Source organism: Mycolicibacterium arcueilense (assembly GCF_058536225.1).
On sequence record NZ_JBZTYL010000007.1, the window covers coordinates 422,966 to 446,891 of the forward strand.

The 23,926-nt window shown below is 64.5% G+C and carries 26 protein-coding genes; 8 read left to right on the forward strand and 18 right to left on the reverse strand.

Going from position 1 to position 23,926, the window contains the following annotated elements:
- Positions 1-36 precede the first annotated feature (36 nt).
- The gene (locus AC4LGL_RS06215) at positions 37-387 is read left to right on the forward strand and encodes a DUF732 domain-containing protein (protein ID WP_061263232.1); all 351 of its coding nucleotides are present in this window, start codon (positions 37-39) and stop codon (positions 385-387) included.
- Here AC4LGL_RS06215 and AC4LGL_RS06220 read toward each other — a convergent pair.
- Both AC4LGL_RS06220 and AC4LGL_RS06225 read right to left on the reverse strand, forming a co-directional pair.
- On the reverse strand, positions 366-1,682 hold the full coding sequence (locus tag AC4LGL_RS06220; RefSeq protein WP_061263233.1) for a TetR/AcrR family transcriptional regulator: 1,317 nt from the start codon (positions 1,680-1,682) through the stop codon (positions 366-368). The two genes, AC4LGL_RS06215 and AC4LGL_RS06220, sit on opposite strands and share 22 nt — an antisense overlap.
- 36 nt (positions 1,683-1,718) lie before the next feature.
- Entirely contained in the window at positions 1,719-2,027 is a 309-nt protein-coding gene (locus tag AC4LGL_RS06225) for a hypothetical protein (protein WP_061263234.1), read from the reverse strand.
- A gap of 102 nt (positions 2,028-2,129) precedes the next feature.
- Here AC4LGL_RS06225 and AC4LGL_RS06230 point away from each other — a divergent pair, with 102 nt between their 5' ends.
- On the forward strand, positions 2,130-3,329 hold the full coding sequence (locus AC4LGL_RS06230; protein WP_061263339.1) for an amidohydrolase family protein: 1,200 nt from the start codon (positions 2,130-2,132) through the stop codon (positions 3,327-3,329).
- A 6-nt stretch (positions 3,330-3,335) separates the two neighbouring features.
- Here AC4LGL_RS06230 and AC4LGL_RS06235 read toward each other — a convergent pair whose 3' ends face one another.
- Both AC4LGL_RS06235 and AC4LGL_RS06240 read right to left on the reverse strand, forming a co-directional pair.
- A complete protein-coding gene (locus tag AC4LGL_RS06235) occupies positions 3,336-4,940 on the reverse strand; it encodes an FAD-dependent oxidoreductase (RefSeq protein WP_061263235.1) in 1,605 nt (534 codons plus the stop codon).
- Positions 4,941-4,967: 27 nt separating this feature from the next.
- The gene (locus tag AC4LGL_RS06240; protein ID WP_061263236.1) at positions 4,968-6,122 is read right to left on the reverse strand and encodes an acyl-CoA dehydrogenase family protein; all 1,155 of its coding nucleotides are present in this window, start codon (positions 6,120-6,122) and stop codon (positions 4,968-4,970) included.
- A 323-nt stretch (positions 6,123-6,445) separates the two neighbouring features.
- Here AC4LGL_RS06240 and AC4LGL_RS06245 point away from each other — a divergent pair, with 323 nt between their 5' ends.
- The 3 genes from AC4LGL_RS06245 to AC4LGL_RS06255 all read left to right on the forward strand — a co-directional run bounded on the left by AC4LGL_RS06245 (position 6,446) and on the right by AC4LGL_RS06255 (position 7,936).
- The gene (locus AC4LGL_RS06245; protein ID WP_072278936.1) at positions 6,446-6,640 is read left to right on the forward strand and encodes a ferredoxin FdxE; all 195 of its coding nucleotides are present in this window, start codon (positions 6,446-6,448) and stop codon (positions 6,638-6,640) included.
- Between the two features lie 101 nt (positions 6,641-6,741).
- Positions 6,742-7,527, forward strand: coding sequence for an enoyl-CoA hydratase-related protein (locus tag AC4LGL_RS06250; RefSeq protein ID WP_061263238.1), 786 nt, complete (start codon positions 6,742-6,744; stop codon positions 7,525-7,527).
- 19 nt (positions 7,528-7,546) lie between these two features.
- The gene (locus AC4LGL_RS06255) at positions 7,547-7,936 is read left to right on the forward strand and encodes a PaaI family thioesterase (RefSeq protein ID WP_061263239.1); all 390 of its coding nucleotides are present in this window, start codon (positions 7,547-7,549) and stop codon (positions 7,934-7,936) included.
- A gap of 118 nt (positions 7,937-8,054) precedes the next feature.
- On the opposite strand, the gene AC4LGL_RS06260 is transcribed toward AC4LGL_RS06255, so the two are convergent.
- Positions 8,055-8,693 (reverse strand): TetR/AcrR family transcriptional regulator, encoded by a 639-nt coding sequence (locus AC4LGL_RS06260; RefSeq protein WP_061263240.1) that lies wholly within the window; start codon positions 8,691-8,693, stop codon positions 8,055-8,057.
- Positions 8,694-8,917: 224 nt separating this feature from the next.
- On the opposite strand from AC4LGL_RS06260, the gene AC4LGL_RS06265 reads away from it, so the two are divergent.
- Positions 8,918-10,147 carry a CaiB/BaiF CoA transferase family protein gene (locus AC4LGL_RS06265; RefSeq protein ID WP_077743314.1) on the forward strand — a complete coding sequence of 410 codons (1,230 nt, stop codon included), beginning with the start codon at positions 8,918-8,920 and terminating at the stop codon, positions 10,145-10,147.
- A gap of 16 nt (positions 10,148-10,163) precedes the next feature.
- On the opposite strand, the gene AC4LGL_RS06270 is transcribed toward AC4LGL_RS06265, so the two are convergent.
- The 13 genes from AC4LGL_RS06270 to AC4LGL_RS06330 are packed head-to-tail and all read right to left on the reverse strand — an operon-like array spanning position 10,164 to position 21,962.
- Positions 10,164-11,003 (reverse strand): thioesterase family protein, encoded by an 840-nt coding sequence (locus tag AC4LGL_RS06270; protein WP_061263242.1) that lies wholly within the window; start codon positions 11,001-11,003, stop codon positions 10,164-10,166.
- The gene (locus AC4LGL_RS06275) at positions 11,000-11,743 is read right to left on the reverse strand and encodes an alpha/beta fold hydrolase (RefSeq protein WP_061263243.1); all 744 of its coding nucleotides are present in this window, start codon (positions 11,741-11,743) and stop codon (positions 11,000-11,002) included. The genes AC4LGL_RS06270 and AC4LGL_RS06275 overlap by 4 nt, the downstream gene beginning before the upstream one ends.
- A 13-nt stretch (positions 11,744-11,756) precedes the next feature.
- Positions 11,757-12,653, reverse strand: a complete 897-nt coding sequence (locus AC4LGL_RS06280; RefSeq protein ID WP_174814598.1) for a TIGR03619 family F420-dependent LLM class oxidoreductase — start codon at positions 12,651-12,653, stop codon at positions 11,757-11,759.
- Between the two features lie 51 nt (positions 12,654-12,704).
- The gene (locus AC4LGL_RS06285) at positions 12,705-13,820 is read right to left on the reverse strand and encodes an acyl-CoA dehydrogenase family protein (protein ID WP_061263340.1); all 1,116 of its coding nucleotides are present in this window, start codon (positions 13,818-13,820) and stop codon (positions 12,705-12,707) included.
- A 44-nt stretch (positions 13,821-13,864) separates the two neighbouring features.
- On the reverse strand, positions 13,865-14,452 hold the full coding sequence (locus AC4LGL_RS06290; RefSeq protein WP_061263245.1) for a flavin reductase family protein: 588 nt from the start codon (positions 14,450-14,452) through the stop codon (positions 13,865-13,867).
- A gap of 22 nt (positions 14,453-14,474) precedes the next feature.
- Positions 14,475-15,965, reverse strand: a complete 1,491-nt coding sequence (locus tag AC4LGL_RS06295) for an aldehyde dehydrogenase (protein WP_061263246.1) — start codon at positions 15,963-15,965, stop codon at positions 14,475-14,477.
- A gap of 9 nt (positions 15,966-15,974) precedes the next feature.
- Positions 15,975-16,754, reverse strand: a complete 780-nt coding sequence (locus AC4LGL_RS06300; RefSeq protein WP_061263247.1) for an enoyl-CoA hydratase/isomerase family protein — start codon at positions 16,752-16,754, stop codon at positions 15,975-15,977.
- Positions 16,751-18,325 carry a class I adenylate-forming enzyme family protein gene (locus AC4LGL_RS06305; protein ID WP_061263248.1) on the reverse strand — a complete coding sequence of 525 codons (1,575 nt, stop codon included), beginning with the start codon at positions 18,323-18,325 and terminating at the stop codon, positions 16,751-16,753. Before AC4LGL_RS06305 ends, AC4LGL_RS06300 begins: the two co-directional genes overlap by 4 nt.
- On the reverse strand, positions 18,325-18,840 hold the full coding sequence (locus AC4LGL_RS06310) for an aromatic-ring-hydroxylating dioxygenase subunit beta (protein ID WP_061263249.1): 516 nt from the start codon (positions 18,838-18,840) through the stop codon (positions 18,325-18,327). Before AC4LGL_RS06310 ends, AC4LGL_RS06305 begins: the two co-directional genes overlap by 1 nt.
- A gap of 2 nt (positions 18,841-18,842) precedes the next feature.
- Positions 18,843-20,132, reverse strand: a complete 1,290-nt coding sequence (locus tag AC4LGL_RS06315) for an aromatic ring-hydroxylating oxygenase subunit alpha (RefSeq protein ID WP_171508157.1) — start codon at positions 20,130-20,132, stop codon at positions 18,843-18,845.
- Positions 20,129-20,569, reverse strand: a complete 441-nt coding sequence (locus tag AC4LGL_RS06320; protein WP_061263250.1) for a PhlB family protein — start codon at positions 20,567-20,569, stop codon at positions 20,129-20,131. The genes AC4LGL_RS06315 and AC4LGL_RS06320 overlap by 4 nt, the downstream gene beginning before the upstream one ends.
- Positions 20,566-21,684: a thiolase family protein gene (locus tag AC4LGL_RS06325; RefSeq protein ID WP_061263342.1), complete on the reverse strand. Its 1,119-nt coding sequence runs from the start codon at positions 21,682-21,684 to the stop codon at positions 20,566-20,568. Before AC4LGL_RS06325 ends, AC4LGL_RS06320 begins: the two co-directional genes overlap by 4 nt.
- A 32-nt stretch (positions 21,685-21,716) precedes the next feature.
- Entirely contained in the window at positions 21,717-21,962 is a 246-nt protein-coding gene (locus AC4LGL_RS06330; RefSeq protein WP_061263251.1) for a hypothetical protein, read from the reverse strand.
- 198 nt (positions 21,963-22,160) lie between these two features.
- On the opposite strand from AC4LGL_RS06330, the gene AC4LGL_RS06335 reads away from it, so the two are divergent.
- Together AC4LGL_RS06335 and hpaH are read left to right on the forward strand one after the other, a co-directional pair.
- Positions 22,161-23,087: an alpha/beta fold hydrolase gene (locus tag AC4LGL_RS06335; protein WP_061263343.1), complete on the forward strand. Its 927-nt coding sequence runs from the start codon at positions 22,161-22,163 to the stop codon at positions 23,085-23,087.
- Positions 23,084-23,905 carry a 2-oxo-hept-4-ene-1,7-dioate hydratase gene (gene hpaH / locus AC4LGL_RS06340; RefSeq protein ID WP_077743315.1) on the forward strand — a complete coding sequence of 274 codons (822 nt, stop codon included), beginning with the start codon at positions 23,084-23,086 and terminating at the stop codon, positions 23,903-23,905. The genes AC4LGL_RS06335 and hpaH overlap by 4 nt, the downstream gene beginning before the upstream one ends.
- Positions 23,906-23,926 lie beyond the last annotated feature (21 nt).

Consider the following 23,926-nt stretch of genomic DNA (forward strand, 5'->3'; position numbering starts at 1 on the left):
CGGTAAACATATAAATGAATTACGCTTTGCCTGGTTATGAGGAAACTAATCTCATCGGTCGGGCTCCCCGCGCTGTTGGCTGCCGTGATGGTGGGCACGCCGGTGGCCCATGCGGACAACGTCGGGTATCTCGTCAACGTGACGGTGCGGCCCGGATACAACTTCGCCAACGCGGACCAGGCACTGGCTTACGGGTACGGGGTGTGCGACAAGATCGCAGCGGGCAAGAGCTATGCCCAGCTGGTCGGTGATATCAAGTCCGACTTCAACACCTCGGACGAATTCCAGGCTTCGTATCTGATCTCGCAATCGGCCCAGGAGCTGTGCCCGGCCCAGATCTGGCAGTTGCGCAATTCAGCGGCGGGCTACGTCGGCGCCCCGGGCTGACCCCAGGCCGAGCGAAGCAGGGAGCGTCGCAGCAAGTTCACGATGAGGTCGCCGGCGCGCTCGTCGCTGTCGGGTTCGTCGATCGCAGTCGGTTCGGTCATCCGTCCCAATACCGCGAGAAACACCGCACCGGCCGCTTCGCGGTCGATAGCGTCCGGCAGTTCGATGGTCTGCAGCAACGTATTCACCGCCAGGTGGATCGCCCCGATACCGTGACCCACCGCAGCGTCGGAGAGCTGCTCGGCGACGGTGCCATCGAACCAGGCCCGGATGACACCGCGGTAGCCGCGGTGGAACCGGACATAGCCATGAACCCATCTTGTGAACGCGTCGGTGTCGGCGATACGAGTCAGGGCGGTGGCGGACTCCTCGATCTCGGCCACCGCCTCGCGGGTGAGTTCGGCGAGGATCTTGTCCTTGGCGCTGAAATACCGGTACAGCGTGGCGCGGCTGATATCGGTAGCGGCTGCGATGTCCTCCATGCTGACCGCGTAGTAGCCATGCTCGGCGAACAATGACGAGCTGGCCAACAGAACGTCGTGGGCTATCGGCGACAGCTCGTCGGTCACCGTGGCGGGCTCGGGCGCGGCTCGTTCGGCGACGTCAGTCGGCATGTCGGTCGCTCCGGTGATTGGGGGTGGTGCGGCCAAGGCCTCTGCCGGGGTGTCGGGGAAGAGCATGAGCTGCAAGGCAACGGCCAGCGACCACGACACCACCTCGCGGGCAGGCAGCGGGAACATCGCGCGGTGCCGGTAGAGGTGGACCATGTGCGGGATGCGCATGAGCGCCGCCGCCGCATCATCGGTGCCGAGTCCTTGCAGTTTCGCGGCGTTTAGCCGGGCAGTCACGCGCCTGCGATACTCCTCGGCGACTGGACCGGCATCAATGACCGACATCTCGGTACCGATACCGGGGTACTCCGCGAACGCGGCCGTGTGGGCGTCATAGATGTCGGCCCATCCGGTGAGCCAGCGGTGCAACGCTCCAAACCCGTGCACGGTCGGGCCAAGATCGCCCAGTCGTTCGCCATGGTCGAGTACGGCGCGCCCGGCCGCGTCACTCAGTTCACGGAAGATCTCCTCCTTGCCGGCGAAGTACTGGTAGACGGTCGCTCGGGAGGCGTTTGCCTCCTTGGCGATGGTGTCCAGGGAGGTGCTGTGGAAGCCGTTGGACAGAAAGGCGTCGGCAGCGCAGGTCAGGATCCGCTGCCGAGTGTGCAAGCCGCGTCGTCCCACGCCGACGTTGTCCGACGGGGCGTAACCGGGACGGCGTGTCTTGTCGGGGGTAGGCGCCATAGGAGAAGTATCCGGGTTGGTCCACCCGGCGGTGGCCTACGGCGGTGGTCCTGGCAGGTTGCGTTTGGCCTTGCCGGGGTAGCCGAAGAACTTCTCGAAGTTGTCGTCGTTGATGGGCTGGGCGCTGTTGCGCTTGGCTGCGGCGCGTAGCGCTCCCAGCCGGGCGCTCGCCTTCTCCACGTCTGTCGGGGACCCGGTCTGCCGGATTCCCTCGAGCTTCGCTGCGGCCGTGGCGATTTCGAGGCGCAAACGCTCACCTGCTTCTCCGAAGGTCAGCAGATCATGGTCGTCCTCGTCGATCTTCCCGCGGGAGCCGGCCTCGCCGGCTTGATCCAAGGTGTTCATGTCGTGGCTCTCAATCGGTAGACGATCGTGTCCTACGTCATATAGTCTCTGAGATGAACCGTCAGAAAACAAGACGAAATGTCAGAAAAGAAGGAGCGTGTAGTGCCGCTTCAAGATGAACACCAGATCGTGTCCGTCGACGACCACCTAGTCGAACACCCGCGGGTGTGGCAAGACCGCCTGCCGCAGCGGTTCCTCGATGCCGGGCCGCGGATTCTTGAGATGGACGGTAAGCACCTGTGGAGCTACGACGGGCAGATCTTCCCGACGATCGGCCTCAACGCGGTGGCGGGCAAGCCGCCCGAGGAGTGGGGCATGGATCCAGTGCGCTACGAGGACATGATCCCCGGTTGTTATGACCCGGTGGCCCGCATTGCCGACATGGACGTGGACGGTGTGCAGGCCGCGCTGTGCTTTCCGTCCTTCCCGGGCTTCGGCGGCGGTACCTTCTATCGCGCCCAGGACAAGGAACTCGCCCTGCTGTGTGTGAAGGCGTGGAACGATTTCCATATCGACGAGTGGTGCGCCACCGCACCGGATCGTTATGTCCCGTTGGCGATCCTGCCGGTGTGGGATATCGATGCGACCGTCGCCGAGGCTGAGCGAGTGGCGGCGAAGGGGGCGCGGACGGTGTCGTTCCCGGACAGCCCGGTGCCGCTGGGGTTGCCGTCGTTTCATTCCGATCACTGGGATCCGTTGTGGCAGGTCTGCTCTGATGCGCAAATGCCGGTATCCCTGCACTTCGGGTCGGGCTCCTACGTGCCGGGGTTCTCGTTCTCGTCGATGAAGCCTGTGCCCGGCCAGATGGTCATCCCAGACGCCCCGTTCGCCGTGGCGATCACGCTGTTCTCCACCAACCTGATGTGGACGACGGTCGACCTCTTGTTCTCCGGCAAACTGCAGAAGTTCCCGAATCTGCAGATCTCGCTGGCCGAGGGCGGTATCGGCTGGGTGCCTTACATCCTGGAGCGCTCGGACTATGTGTGGGAACGTCACCGCTATTACCAGAACATCGATTTCGACACCCGGCCGTCGGATCTCTTCAAGAAGCATTTCTGGGGTTGCTTCATCGACGATGAGCACGGGTTGAAGAACCGCCACGAGATCGGTATCGACCGGATCACGCTTGAAATCGATTTCCCGCACAGCGATTCCAACTGGCCCAATTCGCGTCAGCGGGCCGCTGAGGTGCTCGCCGATGTGCCGGACGAAGAATGCTCACTGATCGTCGAGCAGAACGCCCGGCGGATGCTCAACTTCCCACGGGTCATTGCTGGCGAACACGAATTAGCCGGTGTCTGAACGGGTTCAGAGATTCGCCGCCGACACCATGTCGGCAATGGCTGTGAACTTCACGCGGGGCCGGGACACCTCGGCCCCGCGTCGACGTTCGGCGGCGTCGATCGACCGCCAACCTGCCCATCCGATCGGTGACAATCCGCGCTCGCTGAGCAGTCGCCTGACGCCCGCGGGGTCAGCCACATCGGGGGCCAACTTGCCGGTATGAAAGTCCTCCAGCAGGGCGGCGACCGTTTCTTCCGCGCAGTTTCGGTTGGTGCCGATGACGCCACGCGGTCCGCGTTTGATCCACCCGGTCACGTAGACACCGGGGACGGGCTGACCGTGTTCATCGATGACCCGACCGCCTTCGTTGGGAACCACGCCTCTTGCTGCGTCGAAAGGCAGCGAATCGATCGCCGATCCTTGATATCCGATGGCGCGCAGTATCAGTGGCGCCGTCAGCAGTTCGCTTTCCGGTGAGCCGTTGGTTGCCACGCGTAGGCCTTCGGCCCGGTCAGAGCCGACCACTTCGGTCGGAGACGCCGCGAATCGGAAGACGATCCGCTTGTTTGCAGCGGTGCTGGGCCGGTCTGCGTACTCGCGTGCGATCTGGAGTTTGAGCACAGTCTCGACATCGTCGTCCGGGCGGGTCGCCAAGTCGGTGCTGTCGATGATGACGTCGACTCCGGGGAGGTGGCCGAGAGCGAGGAACTCGCCCGTGGAGAAGGCCGCGTCACGGGGTCCACGTCGCGCGAGGACCACCACTTCGCGAATCCTGCTGTCGGACAAGGCAGCCAAGGCATATGGTGCGATGTCGGTGGTCGCCAGATGGTCGGTGTCGAGCAGCAGCACTCTCGCGACATCCAGCGCGACGTTGCCGTTGCCGATGATTACGGCCCGCTCTCCGGACAGATCAAACACATGATGTGCGTGATCCGGATGACCGTTGTACCAGCCCACGAAGTCGACGGCAGAGTGATTGCCGGGCAGTTCGTTACCAGGTAGGTCGAGCTCCCGGCTGCGGGATGCCCCGACCGCATAGATGACGGCATGGTGATGCGCCAACAACTCGTCGTGGGTCAGGTCCGAACCGATCTCGACGTTGAGATAACACTCGAAGCGCTTGTTGGTGAAGGTGTGGTCGAAGATTCGCACGACAGACTTGGTGTGCTGGTGGTCCGGCGCGACGCCGGCGCGGATCAGGCCGAATGGCGTGGGGAGGCGTTCGAAAAGATTGACCTCGACGCCGTCGACGCCGATCAGCGCGGTGGACGCATAGCAGGCGGCAGGACCGGCGCCGACGACGGCAACCCGCAGTGCACCTGGCTTGACGCCGTGGCGTTCCAACGGTGTTTCTTGGCTGTGGATCTGCAGTGGGTGTCGTTCGAAGAATCTGGCATTGATCTCGCGAAACCGCTCCTGGTCGGGTGGAAGATCCTCGTCGTAGAAGATCGCGTCGACTGGGCATTCCTCCAGGCAGGCGCCGCAGTCGATGCACGCGTCAGGATCGATGTACAGCATCTCGGTCCCGGTGAATTCGCCTGGACTGCCGGCGGGACGGATGCAGCTCACCGGGCAGACCGGGACGCAACTGCCGTCTTTGCAGCAGTTCTGCGTGATTACGTAGGCCACGGTCGATCCCTCGTTCGTTGCGTGGGTTTACAGGGTTCCGCGGGAGACCAGTTGCGCGGCGATGACGTTGCGCTGGATCTCGTTCGTGCCTTCGCCGACGATCATCAGTGGGGCGTCGCGGAAGTAGCGCTCGACGTCGTATTCGGTCGAATACCCGTAACCGCCGTGGATGCGGACCGCGTCCAGGGCGATCTGCATGGCAGCCTCTGAGGCGAACAGTTTGGCCATCCCGGCTTCCATATCGCAGCGTTCACCGCTGTCGTAGCGCTCCGCGGCATGCCGAGTGAGCTGTCTGGCCGCGGTGAGTTTGGTTGCCATGTCGGCCAGATAGTTGCCCACCGCCTGGTGTTTCCAGATCGGCTGACCAAAGCTTTCGCGTTCCTGCGCGTATTTGAGAGCGTCTTCGAGTGCCGCGGTCGCCACGCCGAGTGCGCGCGATGCCACTTGAATTCGTCCTGTCTCAAGGCCTTTCATCATCTGGGCGAATCCCTTGCCGGGCTCGCCGCCGAGTATTGCGGACTGCGGCACCCGGCAATCGTCGAACGAGAGCTCGCAACTCTCCACGCCCTTGTACCCGAGCTTAGGCAGATCCCGCGACACGGTCAGGCCGGGCCGGTGCTCGACCAACACCACCGAGATGCCGCGATGGCGCGGCGAAGCCTGTGGATCCGTTTTACACAGCAGGGCAATCAGATTGGATCGGCGGGCATTGCTGATCCAGGTCTTTGTGCCGTTGATGACGAGCTCGTCGCCATCGGCGCGCGCCGTGGTCGTCATCGCCTGCAGATCCGAACCGCCACCAGGCTCGGTGAGTGCCATCGTTGCCCGGTTCTCACCGGTTGCCATGTCCGGTAGATACTTTCGACGCTGTTCCTCGGTACCGAATAGCGAGATCAGCTTGGCGACCACGGTGTGCCCACCCATCGCACCGGCCAAACTCATCCAGCCTCTGGCAAGCTCCTGCGTCACCTGCACGTAGCAGGGCATCGACACGGGTGATCCGCCGTACTCCTCGGGCACGGCCAGGCCGAAGATTCCGATGCGCTTCATTTGTTCGATCCACGCATGTGGGTATTCGTTCGCGTGTTCGACCTCGCGCACCGAGGGTTTCACGTCACGGTCGATGAACGTCCGCACCGTCTCGACCAGCATGGTCTCTTCGTTGTTGAGCTCGGACGTCATTCGTGGACCTCTCTACCGGTGGACGACGCCTCATTACTATCGGATATAGCTGTCAGAATCAAGTGGGATACAGGCCTGATCATCCGCTCGAATGTTAGGGTTTGTGCACGGTAAAGACATGCTACCGGGGTTCCTCTTATGTGACAACGATGTCAGATTGTGGCAATCGCTGGATGGGCATTCCTGCGGGTTGTCGGCTTGGGCCCCACTTCCAAGCGCGACCGGTGATGCCATCCGGTAAAACTAAATAGTTAATCCTTTAGTGTTATGGATTGGAGTCTCGGCACCGCCGCAATCGTTGGCGGTCGAGTGGAGGAGGTCGCGTGCAGGTTCATCTCGACCGGTCGAAATGTGTAGGCCACGCGCAGTGTTACGCCGTCGATCCGGATCTCTTCCCGATCGATGACTCGGGCTACTCGGCACTTGAGCCGACCGAAGTCGGGCCTGGGGATCAGCAGCGCGTCCGCGATGGAGTTGCCGCATGCCCTGAATTGGCTCTGGTGCTCGAAGAGGAGTGACGCGACCTGCTCAGGGTTGACAGGCGCCGACTGCTCGCCATTCTGGCGGACTTCGGCGCCGGACAGACGAACGGTTCTCAACAAATCGACAAGGAGAAATCATGACTGACGCCGCCATCGTGGAGCGCAAGGGCAACGTCGCACTCATCACGATCAACCGGCCGGACGCCCGCAACGCGGTCAACGGTGCGGTGAGCACGGCGGTCGGCGACGCGCTGGAGGCGGCGCAACAGGATCCCGATGTGTGGGCGGTGGTGCTCACCGGCGCCGGAGACAAATCGTTCTGCGCCGGTGCGGACCTCAAGGCGATCTCGCGTGGCGAGAACCTGTTCCACGACACGCACCCGGAGTGGGGTTTCGCCGGTTATGTTCACCACTTCATCGACAAGCCCACCATCGCCGCGGTCAACGGCACCGCCCTGGGCGGCGGATCGGAGTTGGCGCTGGCCAGCGATCTGGTGGTCGCCGGTGAGACGGCCAGTTTCGGGCTGCCCGAGGTCAAACGCGGCCTGATCGCCGGCGCGGGTGGCGTATTCCGGATCGTCGAACAACTGCCGCGCAAGGTGGCGCTCGAACTCGTGTTCACCGGCGAACCGATCACCGCTGATGAGGCGTTGCGATGGGGGCTGATCAACCAGGTAGTGCCAGACGGCACCGTGGTGGAAGCGGCACTGGCGCTCGCCGAGCGGATCACGGTGAACGCGCCGTTGTCGGTACAGGCCAGCAAGCGGCTCGCGTACGGCGCCGACGACGGTGTCATCGCCTCTGAGGAACCCAAGTGGGACCGCACTTCGCGTGAGTTCGCGTTGCTCCTGAAATCCGAAGACGCACAGGAAGGCCCGTTGGCCTTCGCGCAGAAGCGTCAACCCATATGGAAGGCGCGCTAATCGGACGCGGATAGACACGGTGAATCTCGAGGGTGCGATCCCCATTGCCGACTTTCTCGGGCTGCGTGCTGCAGACGAGCATCCCGACGGCGCTTGGGTGGGTGAGATGTACGCCGGGCCCCAGACTCTCAACCTTGCCGATTCGGTTCATGGTGGCGCGACCGCGACGATGATCGATTGGGTGGCGGGCTGGGGCGCATTACATCTCACCGGATGTGCGGGATCGACTACAGACGTATTCGTCCGCTACCTTGCGCCGGCCCGCGAGGGTTCGACGCTGCGCGCGACCACCACGGTCGACCGCGTCGGTGCGACGACGATTGCCCTCTCGGTAAGGGTGTCCGATGACACCGGGCGGCTGATCGCGGTCGGCAACATCGGGTACACCATCACCTATCGAACGCAGTGAATTGCCTCGGCGAGTTTGTGCGGCCCGCATCGACGGCCGATTCGCGCCGGAGCAGACCGCCAAGGGGTACGCCGACGTGGTCGCCCGCGCTGCTTGCACGCAACATGCAGCGTGGGTCCTAACGCGTTCGAGGAGCCAAGCAAGCGGGCAGGAACGCGCGGAGGAGCCCTGCGTCGCCGCCGTCCTCGGGCCGACCGGGTTCGGCAACGAGGCTGAACGCGATACGGGTCACCCAGTGCGCCATGGTGTCAGCGGCGAGATCGTCGCGGACTTCGCCGGCGGCCTGGGCCACTTCCAGTCGTTGTCCCAGCACCTGCGCGAGGTGCTGACTCCAGGCTTCGGAAGCCTCTGCTGCGTGGAAGGTCCGGCCCAGGTCGTCGGTGCCAATCAGCAGCGCCATGGTCGGTGAGCTGCGCGCTGCCTTCAACCCGACCGCTGTCGCATTGACGAGGCGGTCGAGGAACGGTTCGTCGGTATTCCACAGCGGTCCGGTGGCGTCGATTACGGCACTGGTCGCGCGCACGAATGACGCGGCCAGCAGCGCGTCCTTGGTGGGGAAGTAGTCGTACAGGGTGCGTCGATGCACGCCGGCCTTGTTGGCTATGTCGCTCATCCGGGTACGGGCCGGACCGCGCTCTAGGTAGCACGCTTCGGCTGCGGCCAACAATCGCTCCCGGGCCTGCTCTTCGCCGACAGGCGCATCCGCTCCCCACGGGGCGGCTCGCCCCGAACTCGCTCGCCCCGACACGCTCGTCATTCTTGCCACCCCGATCCCACAGAACGTCTTGACTTCACGCCACAGTCGACCTTAGCGTGTGGTGCGAACCACAAAAATGGGAAAATGTGGTTCAAGAGGCAGGGCGTGCGAGTTGATCGACGCGTTCCATGTCTCGCAACGTTGGTAACTAGGCGCAGAAGATGGATTGGCTATTCGAAGCGCCGTGACATGCTCAGCCCTGGCCCGAGGATGGATGTGGGTAGATGCAGAAACCGATGACAGGGGTGCGTGTCCTGGAAGTCGCACAGTTCACCTTCGTGCCCTCGGCGGGCGCGGTGCTCGCCGATTGGGGCGCCGATGTCATCAAGATCGAGAATCCGGTAACCGGTGACGGCCAAAGGGGATTGGTGACCGTCGGCGGCCGCTCGGCCACCGCACCGGGGGTTGCGTTCGCGCCGATGATGGAGGCGCCGAACCGCGGCAAGCGTAGCGTCGGGCTGTCCCTGGCGCTCAACCACTCGCGCCCGGTGTTCGAGGAACTCGTTCGGCGCAGTGATGTCTTCCTGACCAACTACCTACCGCAGGCGCGGGCCAAGCTCCGGATCGACCTTGATGCGATCCGGCGGATCAATCCGTCGATCATCTATGTGGCGGGCAGTGGATTCGGCAGCGAAGGGCCGGACCGGGACTCCGGCGCACACGATGTAACGGCATTCTGGGCGCGCTCGGGCAGCGCCGACGAGGTGACGCACACCGACTCCGAGAGGTCGGCTGGTATGCCTGCCGCTGGGTACGGCGACAACATGGGCGGCATCACCATCGCGGGCGCGGTCGCTGCGGCGTTGTACGGCAGGCAGACCACCGGCCAGACCTCGGTCATCGACGTTTCCCTGCTGGCGGTGGGTGCATGGGCCAACCAATTCAATCTGAACCTGGCGATGCTGTACGACTGCCCGTTACCGAAAATCGATCACCGCGGCCAAGCCCCGGGTAACCCACTCACAGGGGCGTACCGGTGTTCTGATGGCCGGTTCATCCAATTGTCGATGCTGCAGCCGACTCGCTATTGGTCTCCCGTCTGCCGAGTGTTCGGTCTGGAGGAAGCCGCCGATGACGAGAGGTTCGCCTCGCTTGAATCCCTGGCGGCACACGCCGAGGAGGCCACCGAGCTGATCGCGTATGCGATCGGTTCGCGGACCCTTGAGCAGTGCAGGCACCTGCTCAACCAGTCCGGTGGGCAGTGGGCGCCCGTGCAGGACGCCTGGGAGACTGCCAATGACGAATCGCTGATCGCCAACGGGCGTATCGCCGATGTCATTGATGCACAAGGTAATAAGCAACGGCTGGTGGCCAATCCGGTGAAGTTCGACGAGGCGACGGTGCATCTCACCCGGGCGCCGATGTTCGCCGAACACACCGACGAGGTATTGCGGGAACTCGGCATCTGCGATCACGAGTTGGTTGAGCTGAAGATGGAAGGGGCCATCACCTGAGCCCCGTCGGGCTCGCTCAGCTCGGTACCAACGACCGCGGTGGCGTGAATCCGGGGTTCACCAACGCGGTTGCCATACCGCTGCCGATAGGCCCCAACGCGTCGAAGAGGGTGGCGACGCCGGTGCCGACCCCGGCATGGCCGTAGTGCGTGACTGACGCCAAACCGATGTAGGGACCTTCTGGCAACCGGCTGAGCGTGACGGTGTAGTCGGCGTTGATGAATTGCAGTCCGTCTGTGCCCCAATGGGTTATCGAGCTGGTCACGTCCCCGGCCATCGCGGCGCGCGTGAAAGGGGAGAGCGGCTCGTCGTCGACGAGCGACTTCGTCTCCCGCACCCACGCGAACTTCTGCCCACCGTGTCGCCATTCGTCGACCCCGACACCCGGACTGCCCGCGACTGGATCGCGGCCGTATGAATGGAACAGCATGAGGTGGTCGTCGTTCACCGCGTCGAGTCCAGCGGGGATCGCCGGCATCGTCATCGGCATTGTCCACACCTTGTCTGTGGTGTGCTCGCTGCGGCGGAGGAACAACGCGCTGGCCCGCGCCACCATGATGTCGTTCTGCGTCATCGTCGCGTCCACCAGCCGAAGCCGGCGGCCTTCGCGCACCACCGACGAATGCACCTGCAGCGGTGACAGAGCCACCGGTCTGAGCAGGTCGACCGTCAGCCGGGCGGGCTGCAGATCACTATCGGCATCGTTGACTTCCTGCTCGACAGCCCGCCCGAGCAATCCACCCACATAGTGACCGCTGAGCGACGGACCCCACGGCCCTCTCGCCAAAGGGGTTGGCACATAACCATTGCCATCGGTGACGAAGAAACAGGACGGCTTCGCCGATGAGTTTGTCACGCTTCTCCTCGCAGCCGGCACCGCTCGATCAGAATGCCTGCCAACACTTCTGGATGACTGATCATGACCTCGTGACAGGCATCGATGGGGATCACGTGCTGTACCCCGCCGAGTGCCGTGATGCTGGCCTGCTGGGACTTCTGTGACAGCGCCCGGTCCCGGGTGGTCAGAATCCAGGTTCGCGGGACATCGTCGGGGAGTCCGCTGCGGTCGACCGGTTCGGCAGGAATGCGGGCGGACTCGGCGTAGAGGCGCGTCAGCGTGAACTGGCGTTGTGCGCGTGTCATGCCGTTGCAGAAGGCATATTGCGCCGCGAGCTGTGGAATCTTCACCGGGTTGCCTCCTTTCGCGGCGCGGCGCGCAAAGAACGCCAACGGGCCGCCAAGAGTGTCCACGATCGCCTGGCCTTGCCCGGGCACAAACGCGGTCGCCAGGATCATCTCCCGTACCCGCGGCGTGCCAAGCTTGGCCACCACACCGGGTACCGTGACGCCGGCCATCGAGTGGCCGACGATCACGATGGCGCCCAGGTCTGCGTCGTCGATATCGGCGACCACCGAATCCACCCATTCGTCGATGGTCGCGGTGGCGAGATCACCCGGCTTGGCGCCGCGGCCGGGGAGATCGACCGCCAGGGTGCGCAAATCCGGTGCCTGACGGTGTAATTCGGCAATAGTGAGATCCCAGCAGTCGGCGGCATGCTCGCCGCCATGGACTAGGACGAGATCGGGAAGCGCCATGCGTAGCAGCCCCTCAGCGGTTGATCAGTCGGGATGCCAGTACGTCGATATCGGTGCGGAAGTCGCTGAAGCTCCTACTGGCGGGCTCGATGGTGATCCACGTGACGCCCGCCGCTGCGTAGTCGTCCAGCCTGGGCTGCACTGCAGTGGTGTAAGCCGTACAGTCGCCGCTGGCGAGCAGATCCGACTCGAACGGGACGAACGACACGTCGGCGGGGCCGCGGTCGAGTTCGCCGCGGCGCTTGTTAACTGCAGCAACCCATTCGCCGAGCGTCCCAATGTCTTCCAGCGGGCGCGACCGGGTGATGGTGGCCAGTTCACCCGATGCGGCCATCGGCATCCAACCGTCGGCCACCTCGATGACGCGGCGCTGTGCGGCGTCGCTGTTGCCGCCGATCCATACCGGCGGACCGCCAGGGGTCAGAGGGGGCGGCAGCGCGACGTGACCGCTCGCGCCGAACGCGGGTCCGTCATGGTCGATGCCCGCCCATGCCGCGCGCCACGCGGAGATCGCCTCGTCGAGCAGTGCACCACGATGGCCGAAATCGGCTCCCAGTGCCTCGAATTCGGCCCTCAGGTAACCGGCTCCGGTGCCCAGAGTGAAACGGCCGCCGGACAGCAGGTCCAAGCTTGCGGCTCCCTTGGCCGTCAAAAACGGGCTGCGGTAACCCGACACCAGGATGTAGGTCATCACCCGGATGCGGGTGGTCGCGGCAGCGGCAAAACTCAACGATACGAACGGGTCGAACGCGTGGTGGCCACCACTGGCCAACCATTTCTTGTCAGGGTAGGGGTGCTCCGACATCGCGAACCCGTCGAAGCCGGCCTCTTCGACCAGTCGCGCGATATCGCCGATGGCGGCGCCCTCGGACCACTGATTCCAGTGCTTGACCGCCCGCATTGGGAACATCAGGTTGTAGCGCACGTGACCCCTCTCGCCGACAATGAGCGAACTATATAACTATTTCAACAGTGATCTGGCAATAACCTCGCGCTGTACCTCGGTAGCACCCTCACCGAGTCGCTTGACCCGCAGGTCACGGAACCACCGTTCCAGTGGCAGCTCCGCGGAAATGCCCAGCGCGCCATGAAGTTGGATGCACCGATCCAGGACCTTGTAAGCCACTTCGGTGCCGTACATCTTGGCCACCGATGCGTCCACCCGGACATTGCGGCCCAGATCGGCATTCCACGCGGCTTGGTACATCAACAGTCGAGCAGCCCGCAGTTCCACTTCGCTGTCCACGAGCATCCACTGCACACCCTGTTTGTCGGCCAGCCTTCCGCCGAACACGTCACGGTCCTTGGCCCATTGGCAGGCCAGGTCCAGCGCACTCTGCGCGATACCGATCGGCCCCGCCGCATAGATGATCCGGCCGTGGATGAGGAAGTCGCTGGCCAGCGAGAAACCTTGTCCCTCTGCGCCGATCAGCTGCGCCGCCGGTAATCGCACGTTGTCGAAGTGCACTTCATAAGGGGCGAAGGAGGCCATCACCGGGATGCGGCTGAACGTGACGCCGGGGGTGTCCTTCTCCAGGATGAACGCCGAGATGCCCTGGCGGCCTTCCCCCGTACGTGCGTATACGACTCCCCAGTCGGCGCCGGGAGCGTGCGAGATCCACATCTTGGAGCCGTTGAGCACATACCCGTCAGCGCTTCTGACAGCCTTGAGCTTGATTGCCCGCGCCGGATCGGATCCGCCTGACGCCTCGGTGATCGCGGTGTATGCCTTGGACATGGTGCCGTCGATAATCGGCCGGGCGTACTTCTCGAACTGCTCGGCCGTGGCCTTGAACATAATGTTCGGTGGGTTACCGCCAAAGGCGCCGAGCGCAGGGAAGAACGCTCCCATCCGGCATTTCGCGGCCTCCTCGGCGACCACCACCTGACCCAGCACACTCAGCCCGGCGCCGCCGTACTCCTCGGGTGTCTGCAATGCCCACAGTCCGAGATCCCGGGCTTTAGCCTGCAAATCGACCAGCTGCTCACGAGGCAGCCCGACGCTGTCGTGGTCGAGTTTCTCCTCGAGCGGATGTACGTGCGCATCCATGAAACGCCGCACGGTATCGCGCAGCATCACAAGTTCTTCCGGCAGCTCCCAAGCGCCGGTCTGCTGGTCGGTCACGCCGATTGTGCGGCGGCCCGCAGGTCACGCGCGCTCTGCAGTTGTGGCTCGTGATTGGCCTCGTACTGCTCGATCCACTCGTGTGGCAGCTTGCCCCACGCCTCGCCGATACGCAGCCGCTGTGCGGAGCTGAACACCTCGGCGGCCACCACGTCACCGACGAAGATGGTGTTCTCGTCGTTGTCCAGTGAGCCGGTGATCCGGCACTCGACGTAGCTGTGTGAGTCCAGGAGGATCGGTGCCCCGGTGACACCGGTTTTGGTGCGCAGTTTGGCGATCTTGTCGCCGTCGCGGCCCGAGCTGCCGCCCAGTGTCATCAGGATATCCATCGACGCTTCGATCTCGTCGGGCCCGGCGGACAGCATGTGCATCACGAAAATGCCCGAGTTGACCAGCATGTCGTGGGTCCGGTTGTACTTGGTGAGGCTGACGGTGGCGCGCGGCAACTCCGGCACGATGCTGGCCGAGCCTGCCGACAGCGACATCAGGCCGTTCGCGAAGCCGTTGTCGATGGTGGTGATGGCCACCGGGAAGGGGCGTAAGCCGGCCAGTACCTTGTCGGCGGCCGTGAGGTCGAGTGTCATGTGTATCTCCTTTGTTGAGTCGCTACCCGAGAGTGAACGGGTCGCGGGTTTCCCCGGACAGTTCCACCCACACCGCTTTGGTCTCGGTAAAGTCCTTGACGGCGTCGATACCGTTCTCCCGGCCGATACCGCTGTGGCCGATGCCGCCGAACGGAACATGGGGGGCGACAACGCGATAGGCGTTCACCCAGACTGTGCCGGCCCGAAGCTTCGCGGCGACGCGGTGGGCCAGGTGGACATCCTTGGTCCACACTGACGCGGCCAGCCCGAACTCGGTGGAGTTGGCGGCGGCGATGGCCTCGTCCTCGTCGGAGAACGTCATCACCGCCAGCACGGGCCCGAAGATCTCCTCGGCGACGGCCCGCATCGACGGGTCGACATCAGTCAGGACCGTCGGCTTGACGAAGAAGCCACCCAGATCGGCGGCCGGCTCGCCGCCGTAGGCGATCGTGGCTCCCTGCTCACGGGCAGAGGCGAAGTGCGACAACACTTTCTCGTACTGCGGCTGATTCGACACCGGACCCATCTCAGTCGCGGGATCTTTCGGGTCGCCGAGTTTGATGGTGGCTGCGCGGGCGACGATGCGCTGCACCAGTGCGTCGGCGACGCTTTCGTGGACCAGCAATCGCGACCCGGCCAGGCAGGTCTGGCCGGTGGCGGCGAACACGCCGGCGATGATGCCGTTGGCTGCCGCGTCGAGGTCGGCATCTCCGAACACCACCTGTGCGGACTTGCCGCCGAGCTCCAGGGTGAACCGGGTCATGTTCTCGATCGCGGCTTTGCCGACCCGGATCCCGGTGTCGGTCGACCCGGTGAACGCGATCTTGTCCACGCCGGGATGCGAAGCCAACGCGGCACCGGTCTGTGGGCCCCAGCCGGTGACCACATTGATCACGCCCGGCGGAAAACCGGCCTCGGCGAACAACTTTGCGAACGCGAGCGTCGAGGCGGGGGTGTGGTCGCTCGGCTTCACCACGAATGTGCAGCCTGCGGCCAGACCGGCCGCCAGCTTCCAGGTCAGCAGCAGCAGTGGAGAATTCCACGGGGTGATCGCCCCGACCACGCCGACCGGCTCGTACCGGGTGTACACGAGATAGTTGGGTTTGTCGGTCGGTACGACGTCGCCCTGTAGCTTGTCGGCCAGCCCGGCGTAGTAGAAGTAATACTCCGGCAGCGCGCGCATCTGCCCGACCATCTCGCGGGTCAGCTTGCCGCCGTCGCGCACCTCTAACTCGGCCAACTGCTCGGCGTCACGCGCGATGAGCTCGCCCAGGCGCCACAGCAGCTTGCCGCGGGCGGTCGCGGTGAGTGCACCCCACGGCCCGTCCAGCGCGGCACGGGCCGCGGCCACCGCGCGGTCGATATCGGTGGCATCGCCGTCGGGGACCCGGGCCCAGGGCCGACCGGTGAACGGGTCCACGCTGTCGTAAGTGGCGCCGGATGCGGCGACCGTGGACTCGCCACCGATAACAAGGTCAAACTTGACCAAATGCTGGCTGCTGATGTCAGTCATGCGCGCTCCTCATCGAGTTCGCGGCTTCTTCTTGTTGTTGAGTGAGTCCGGCTTGGCGCCGGCATTGCCCAGATCGGTGTAGAACTTCCCGTGCCGCGCGGCGATCGTCGGCGGCAGATCACGGGCCTCCCACATGGCGCGGACTGTTCCCTGAATGCCCGCGGGGCGGCGGGCGGCGACCTCGGCCGCCAACTCGGCGGCGCGGGAGCGCAATCGAGCGTCGGGGACGATCTCGGTGACAATGCCGATGCGCAGTGCGGTCTGGGCAGTCATCCGTTCCTCGCTGCCCAGCAGCGCCCAGCGCATCACCTCGCCGTAGGGAAGGCCCATCGCGAGCATGCCCATGGGTTCCAGTGCCGACACGATGCCCGCATTGGGATGGGGGTCGAAGAAGGTGGCGGTCTCGCTGCAGATAGCGAAATCACATTCGTTGACGAAGTACATCGCACCGCCGGCGACGATGCCGTGTAGTGCGGCGATCACCGGCTTCCACACCTTGTGCGCCTTGGGGCCCAGGAGCTCGCCGGGGTCTTCCTGGTTGAAGATGGTTTTGTGCTTCCACCAGGTGCCGGCGGCGATGTCGATGCCGGTGCAGAAGGCTCGGTCGCCGTTGGCCTGGAGCACCGCGACGTGAATGTCGTCGTCGTCGCGTACTCGCGCCCACGCACTGCCGAGGTCGGCGGCCATCTGCTCGGTGAAACTATTCAACTTCTCGGGCCGATTGAGTGTCACAGTGGCGACGTGGTCGCTCACCTCGAACTCGATGGTCTCCAGGCCGGCGGTCGTCACGCGTGCTCCTCTGTCGATCCGGTGGGTACCGGCACCATCGCACCCTCATCGACGACGTTGTTTATCTGGTTGGCTATCTCGCGTTTGAGGATCTTCCCCGCGGGCCCCAGCGGGAACTCGGTCCAGAACATGAAGCGGCGGGGTTGCTTGTAGCCGGCCAACTCGGCACGACACAGCGCCGTGAGTTCTGTACTCAGCGCATCGCGATCGGTGATGTGCGACTTTGGAATGATCACCGCGACCGGGGTTTCGCCCCATTCCGGGTCCGGTGCGCCGACCACGGCAACCAGGTCGACCCCGCTGTGGTGCGCGATGACGCGCTCGATCTCCGCGGGATACACGTTGAACCCACCGGAGATGATCATGTCGGTCTTGCGGCCGGTGATGTGCAGATAGCCGTCCCCGTCGAGATAGCCGAGGTCGCCGCTGCGCAGGCCGTCGGGCCGGAACGTCTCCGCAGTCTGTTCGGGACGGTTCCAGTACCCGATGGCGTTGGCGGGGCTGGCGATCACGATCTCGCCGACCTCGCCCGTGGTGGCGTCGGTGCCGTCCGGGCCGATGACCCGGATGACGCACATCGGTGTTTCCTGGCCGCACGAAGTGGCGATCGATGTCCGGCCTGCAACGATATCGCGATGATCCTGTGGGGTGAGGATCGTTGCCTGCCCACCGCATTCGGTCAGCCCGTACCGCTGCTGGAGATCGCAGCCGAGCAGGTCCATCGCCTTGCGGGCCAGGCCCGGCGGCACGGGGGCCGAACCGTAGGAGATCCGACGCAGGCTGGACATGTCCCGCGGTGGACCCTCCTCCAGGATGGCCAGGGTGCGATGCAGCATGGTCGGGATGAATGTGGTGAAGGTGATCCTGCTGCGTTCGATCTCATCGATGACGGCCTGCGGGTCGAATCGCTGGTGGATCACCATGGTCTGGCCCAGATACAGCCAGGACACCGTGCGCACCATGCCGCCCGCGGTGAAGAACGGCGTCGTCGCCAGCATGACGTCCGAGCGATTGGCCTCGGTGACCAGGTTGGTGTCAGCAGCCTGATAGAGCAGTGCGCGATGGGAATGCATGACGCCCTTCGCGCGACCGGTGGTGCCGCTGGTGTACAGGATGACGGCGATGTCGTCGGGCGAGATATCGATCTGAGGGGCAATCGGATCCGCGCCGGCCAAGGCCGATTCGTACTCGGGGCCGATCGTCAGGACCACACTGAGACCGGTCAGCTCGTCGCCGAACTTGCCCGCGTGGTCGGCGTGAACGAGCACCGCCCGGGCACCGGAATCCTCGCGGACGTGGGCGACCTCGTCGGGTGCGAGCCGGATGTTGACCGGAACGGCGATCAACCCTGCTTTGGCCAGACCGAACGAGATCTCGGGCCATTCAATACAGTTGCGGGCGATCACCATCACCCGGTCCCCGGGTGTCAGCCCCCGGGTGGTCAGGTGGTTGGCGAGCCGGCGGGCCCGTTCGTCGACCTGGGACCAGGTGTGTGCCCGGTCGGCGTCGACGAGCGCGGTCTTGTCTGGGTAGCGGCGGGCATTGTTGGCCGCGATGTCTCCGATGAACATCAGATCAGGAATGCCAGGGTTTCGACCGGTCCACCCGCGTCGATCAGGTGCACGATCTTGCGGATCAGCCAAGGGCCGTCGGGGGAGCGGCGCACGGTGTGGATCACCCTTCCAGCCCAGAACCTTTGCCGTATCCGGTATTCGAACAACGCGAAGTTGGATTCGACGGTGACGGTATCGCCCTCTTCCGCGACGACCTCAGAGTTGGACAGCATCCTTCGCATCACCGAGGGCGGTGTCTGCGAGTGTCGATTGCCAGTGTTGAGTTGAGCCACCCGGCTCTTGATTCGGCGCCGGTTGTCGTTGATATAAGCGAGCGTGGTCCGTGGATTGTCCTCGGGGTGAATGGGGACGCGGTACTCGACCTGGTCGTCATCATCGGCCCATAGCGCTTCCCACTCCGAGTAGCGGCCCTCGTCGGCCAGCCGGGCCTCCAGGTTCAGGAAAGCCACGATCTCGGCGTCGGGAACCGGGTGCAGGACGGGACGGATCCGGGGTGTGGTGTCAGCGGTCATGGTCATGCCTCCCCGCCGACGACGGCCGCCCATTGCGAGTAGAACCCACGCTGCGGTGTCTCGGCGCTCTTGTCCCGGTTGATGATTCCGGTCTCGTCGGTGATGTCGTCGGACACTCCGCGGGCCAGGACCAGCCATTCCGGCAGTTCTGCGGCGAGTCCGGCTTGGTTGCGCATCCCGATCTCGCCATCATCGGCGATGAGGAAGCCTGCCGGGCCCATCGCACCCTCGGATCGCCGCAGGGTGCGTTCGTTGAGTGCATCCTGGCCGGGAATCAGCACCGCGGTGGTATACGCGACGGTGCGATCCGGAGCCTGCGGCTCGACGAACATCACGTTCATCTCGGCGAGGAACAGGTTCGGCCAGATCAAGGTGTGCGGCGGCCCGACCACCAGCGCGTCGTGTGCCTGCTCGGGGCCGTAGGCGCCTTCCAGCGCCTCGACGTAGTCGGGGAGCTTGGCCCGGGGAATTCGTCCGTACCAGACGAATTCCTCGTCAAGCTTCCGGTATTCGTCGGTGTAGTCGATCTCCGAGTGCCCATTGCCGAGATCGCGCACGAGCACGTCCACCTTTGTCGGGACGTGCGACACCTTGGCCGGCTTGATCGCGTCGTACACCGAGGCGTGGGTGAACAGTGCGTGGTAGCCGTCAACATTGTTCTCCACCACCATCTTCCAGTTTGCGTGGTGAAGATGCTTCATCCAGTTGGCCCGCAGGTCGATCTTGCCGGTGGGGGACAGGTTGAGCAGACGGTCGATGGCCCGTGTGGCGTTGCCGAGATGCTCGCGTAGGGAGACGCCGTCGGGGGACAGTGAGGCGAAGACGAACCCGCCATAGCTGTCCACCCGCGCGGCCTGTGCCAGACCGAGTTCGGCGCGCACCTCTGGATAGGCGTCGCCGTAACCCTCGCGCATCGGAACACCTTGTAGTGCACCGGTGTTGCTGAAGGTCCAGCCGTGATAGGGGCAGCGGAACGAGTTTGCGTTGCCCATCTCGGCGTTGCACAGCTTGTTGGCGCGATGGGTGCAGCGGTTGAGCAGGACCCTGACCTCTCCGTCCTTACCGCGGACCACCACGACGGGGTCGTGACCGATGAACCGGGTGAGGTAATCGCCGGGCTCGCTGACCTCGCTGTCGTGCGCGACGTAGACCCAGCCGGTCTTGAAGATGGTGTCCATCTCACGTCGGAAGATATCGGCGGAAGTGTAGACCGACCCGTGCACGCGGTCGGTCTGGACGATGCTGCGGACGTCGAAATCGTCAACGTCGGTCGCAGGTTCGAGAGTCGTCACTGGTCCTCCAGGGTGTCGATGGCTGGTATCGCGACATTGCCGAGGTGGCGGAAACCGATAGTCGCCGCGGTGCCGATAGCGGGTGCGGCGTCCGCAGGACGCAGCGTGGTGAGTACCAGACGGTGCCCGCTGTTCAGCTCGATGTCGATGATGGGATACGGGTTTTGTGCGCGGACCAGGCCAGGTTCGCGCCGGTGCATGAGCGTCGCGGAGTGCACGATGCCCTGCAGTTCGACTGTGCGCCAATTGTGTTCGGGGGACCCGCAGATATCGCAGATTTCCTGGTCGAGTTCGACGGGCTGCGCGCACCCGGCGCAGAACGGCAGCGCGAGCTCACCCCGGGTGGCCGCGTCATACAGCGGCGCCAACGAATCGCCGACGACGGTAGGCGCAAGGGTGTTGTCCAGCAACCAATCCTGCAGCGTCACGGTGGTCATGCCGTACGCTCCAGCACCAGCGCGGCGTGGTGGTCCAGTCGGCCGCCGATCCCGCCGACCAGTGCCACCGTCGCGTCCGGGACCTGGCGTTGCCCGCCGGCGCCACGCAGCTGGACGACTGCCTCGGCCAGCGGCGTCATGCCCTGCAGATAGAAACCGGACAGCTGCCCCCCGCCGGTGTTGGTCGGCAGCGCCCCGCCGGGGCCGGTCTGGCCGTCGCGCACAAAGGAGCCCGCGGGAACGTCGCCGGTCAGCTGGTATTCGTCGAGCAGCAGCAGCGTGACGATCGAGAACGGGTCATACAGCTCGGCGATATCGAGGTCCGACCGGGTCATGCCGGCCTGCTGCAGTGCGTCGTCCACTGCTCGGCGGCCCCCGCCGAACCATGACTCCGCGCTCGCGCGGCGGCGTCGCACCGGATGGTCGCGGCCGGCGCCGCGCACCCGCAGCCGGTTGGTCCCGATCGAGGGCCGGCCCGTCAGTACCACTGCGACCGCGCCGTTCACCGGGCGGGCACAGTCGAGCCGGCGCAATGGTTCGGCGATCATCGGGCTGGCGTCGTAGCCAGCGTCGTCGAGCGGTTCTCGATTCACGGCATCCGGGTTACCCAGCGCCCAGCCCCGGGCGGTGACGGCAACCGAACGCAGGGCGGTCGGGTCCGTGCCCGTGATGTGCAGCCAACGCTGGGCCAGTAGGGCGTACGTCGGTACCGAGCCGAGCAGCCCGGAGGCGCGCTCCAAGCCGCGGATCCCGGCATTGCCGCCACTGTGCGCATACGTCGAACCCGCTCCCTTGCCTGCGACCAACGGTGTGTCCGCGAAAACGCAGAGCACGGTCGACGCCTCGCCGGTCAAGATCGCGTGGCGGGCGCGCTGAATCATCGCAATGGTGGTGGCGCCCTTGATCTCAACGTGTTCGAGCAGCCGCAGATCCCCGAACCCGCCGGCCGCGGCGAATCCGACACCGAGGCGGTCCGGTCGCACGCCTTGCGAGGAGCCGACCAGCAGCCCGTCGATCTCGGCGCGGCCGATCTGAGAATCGGCCAGCGCGGCGGCACTCGCCTCGGCGGCCAGGTGCAGCGGCGTCGCCCCGGGCTGCAGCGACATCGCTGTCATACCCAGGCCGACCAGGTCGACATCGGGTGTATTCACCGCTGCTCCCGTGGTCGACGTTCGCCGCGGAAGTTGCCAACCCACAGCCAGTCTTCACGGTCCTGTGGTGTGGCCTGGGTGAAGCTGGCCAGCTCAAGGGGGCACAGAAAAACGTGCTGGCCGCTCTCCAAGTCTTCGACGAGCAGGCGAGGCCCGTTGCCGTTGACGTCCAACGACACCCGCACAGCGGCGAACTCGTTCACCAACTCGGCGAGTTCGCGGCGTCCGGCGGAAGAAGTCACCTGCCAAGTATTACCGCATACAACTGTCAGAATCAATGCGCGGGACGTGATCGGATCGGGGTGTTACAAGGGGGGCATCGGTCCATCTCATCTGTTATTTACATGGGAACATAGTGGTTATGGCACCATTGACGTACTCGTCTGGCGTCACGAGAATAAGTTGACAAGGATGTCAGAAAGATGATCAGGAAGGGTGAGATGACCCAAGCGCAGGCACCGCATACCGAGGCGGAGTGGGGCTCCGGGCCCGATACCGGCGATTACCGCAGCATCTGGATGTATCTGAAGGAGCTCGAGTTCCGTCAGGGGTTCATCGATATCGAGGTCAACGGAACGACGGTGCGGACGCGCTACGTCGAGGCCGGCGATCCAGCCAAGCCGCACGCCATCCTGCTGCACGGCACCGGCGGGCACTGGGAGACATTCGCGCCCAACTTGGCCGCGTTGAGCGAGCACTTCCATTGCGTGGCCATCGATATGGTGGGCAATGGCTTCACCGACAAGCCCGACTATGACTACGAGATCGCGGTCTACGTCGAGCACGTGCTCGGGGTGATGGACCACTTCGGCATGTCCTCGGCCAGTCTTGTGGCAATGTCGCTGGGCGCGTTCGTCGCCTCCGCCGTATCGGTGGGCCACCCCGACCGGGTGGACAGGCTGATCCTGATGTCGCCGGCCGGACGGGAGGCGTCGGCGTCGAATATGGCGCGGATTCGCGCGGAACGGACCAAGGCGGTCAATGAACCGACCTGGGAGTCGCTGCACGCCGTGTTCGCGCATCTGATCGCTGACGAGGCCAACCGCCTGCCTGACCTCATCGGTTTGCGTCAGTCGATCTATCGGCGTGCGGACACTCGCAACACCATCGACCGGCTGCTGATCCTGCAGGACGAAAAGGTGCGCCACCGCAATCTGATTCCGGACGACAAGTGGCGGGGTATCAGCGCGCCGGTGATGATCGTCGCCTCCGGCAAGGACCACGGCGTCTACCAGGACACCGCACGCACCATTGCGGATCTGATCCCGAACTCCGAGGTGTTCGAGATGCCGTCGGTGCGGCACTGGCCGCATTTCGAAGACCCAGAGGCGTTCAATGCGGCAGCGGTGGAGTTTCTGACGAGATGACCCGCCCCGATCCCGCTGCCCTCGAAGACATCGCTCGTCGGCTGTACGGCGCCGAGCGGACTCGCACGCCGATCCGACAACTGTCGCTGGACTACCCCGACATGACCATCGAGGATGCGTACGCCGTCCAACGGGCATTGGTGGAGCACAAGGTCGCGGATGGCCGAAAGGTCAAGGGCCGCAAGATCGGTCTGACCTCCAACGTGATGCAGCGCGCGGTCTCGATCGACGAACCCGACTACGGTGCGCTGTTCGATGACATGTTCTTCGAAGACGGCGGACGCGTACCGCCCGACCGGTTCATCCGTCCCCGCGTCGAAGTCGAATTGGCCTTCGTGCTCGGCGAAACACTACAGGGGCCTGACGTCACCCTGTTCGACGTATTGCGCGCCACCGAATTCGTCACGCCCGCAATGGAAATACTCGATGCCAGGGTGCAGATGTCCGATCCCGAGACCGGCCACTTGCGCACCATCGTCGATACCATCGCCGACAACGCCGCCAACGCGGGTCTGGTGCTGGGGGGACGGGTCTTCCGGCCGTTGGACGTCGATCTGCGCTGGGTATCGGCACTGCTGCTGCGTAACGGAACCATCGAGGAGTCCGGGGTCGCCGCCGCGGTGCTCAACCACCCCGGTAACGGTGTCGCCTGGTTAGCGAACAGGCTGGCTCCGCACGGTGTTTCGCTGCAGCGCGGTGAGGTGATCTTGTCCGGGTCATTCACCAAGCCGGTATTCGCCGAGCTGGGGGACACCTTCGTCGCCGACTACGGACCGCTGGGCACCGTCTCGGTGTTGTTTGATCGGGAGTCGTCGTGAACCGGTGGGTGCAACGGATCT

Coding starts and splice junctions, on each gene's coding strand:
- AC4LGL_RS06320 (WP_061263250.1), bottom strand. CDS start 20,569: ATGACCACCGTGACGCTGCAGGATTGGTTGCTGGACAACACCCTTGCG.
- AC4LGL_RS06285 (WP_061263340.1), bottom strand. CDS start 13,820: ATGCTGCGCGATACCGTGCGGCGTTTCATGGATGCGCACGTACATCCG.
- AC4LGL_RS06310 (WP_061263249.1), bottom strand. CDS start 18,840: ATGACCGCTGACACCACACCCCGGATCCGTCCCGTCCTGCACCCGGTT.
- AC4LGL_RS06220 (WP_061263233.1), bottom strand. CDS start 1,682: ATGGCGCCTACCCCCGACAAGACACGCCGTCCCGGTTACGCCCCGTCG.
- AC4LGL_RS06335 (WP_061263343.1), top strand. CDS start 22,161: ATGACCCAAGCGCAGGCACCGCATACCGAGGCGGAGTGGGGCTCCGGG.
- AC4LGL_RS06265 (WP_077743314.1), top strand. CDS start 8,918: ATGCAGAAACCGATGACAGGGGTGCGTGTCCTGGAAGTCGCACAGTTC.
- AC4LGL_RS06250 (WP_061263238.1), top strand. CDS start 6,742: ATGACTGACGCCGCCATCGTGGAGCGCAAGGGCAACGTCGCACTCATC.
- AC4LGL_RS06290 (WP_061263245.1), bottom strand. CDS start 14,452: ATGACACTCGACCTCACGGCCGCCGACAAGGTACTGGCCGGCTTACGC.
- AC4LGL_RS06225 (WP_061263234.1), bottom strand. CDS start 2,027: ATGAACACCTTGGATCAAGCCGGCGAGGCCGGCTCCCGCGGGAAGATC.
- AC4LGL_RS06295 (WP_061263246.1), bottom strand. CDS start 15,965: ATGACTGACATCAGCAGCCAGCATTTGGTCAAGTTTGACCTTGTTATC.
- AC4LGL_RS06215 (WP_061263232.1), top strand. CDS start 37: ATGAGGAAACTAATCTCATCGGTCGGGCTCCCCGCGCTGTTGGCTGCC.
- AC4LGL_RS06325 (WP_061263342.1), bottom strand. CDS start 21,684: ATGACAGCGATGTCGCTGCAGCCCGGGGCGACGCCGCTGCACCTGGCC.
- hpaH (WP_077743315.1), top strand. CDS start 23,084: ATGACCCGCCCCGATCCCGCTGCCCTCGAAGACATCGCTCGTCGGCTG.
- AC4LGL_RS06275 (WP_061263243.1), bottom strand. CDS start 11,743: ATGGCGCTTCCCGATCTCGTCCTAGTCCATGGCGGCGAGCATGCCGCC.
- AC4LGL_RS06260 (WP_061263240.1), bottom strand. CDS start 8,693: ATGACGAGCGTGTCGGGGCGAGCGAGTTCGGGGCGAGCCGCCCCGTGG.
- AC4LGL_RS06240 (WP_061263236.1), bottom strand. CDS start 6,122: ATGACGTCCGAGCTCAACAACGAAGAGACCATGCTGGTCGAGACGGTG.
- AC4LGL_RS06305 (WP_061263248.1), bottom strand. CDS start 18,325: ATGTTCATCGGAGACATCGCGGCCAACAATGCCCGCCGCTACCCAGAC.
- AC4LGL_RS06280 (WP_174814598.1), bottom strand. CDS start 12,653: ATGTTCCCAATGCGGGCGGTCAAGCACTGGAATCAGTGGTCCGAGGGC.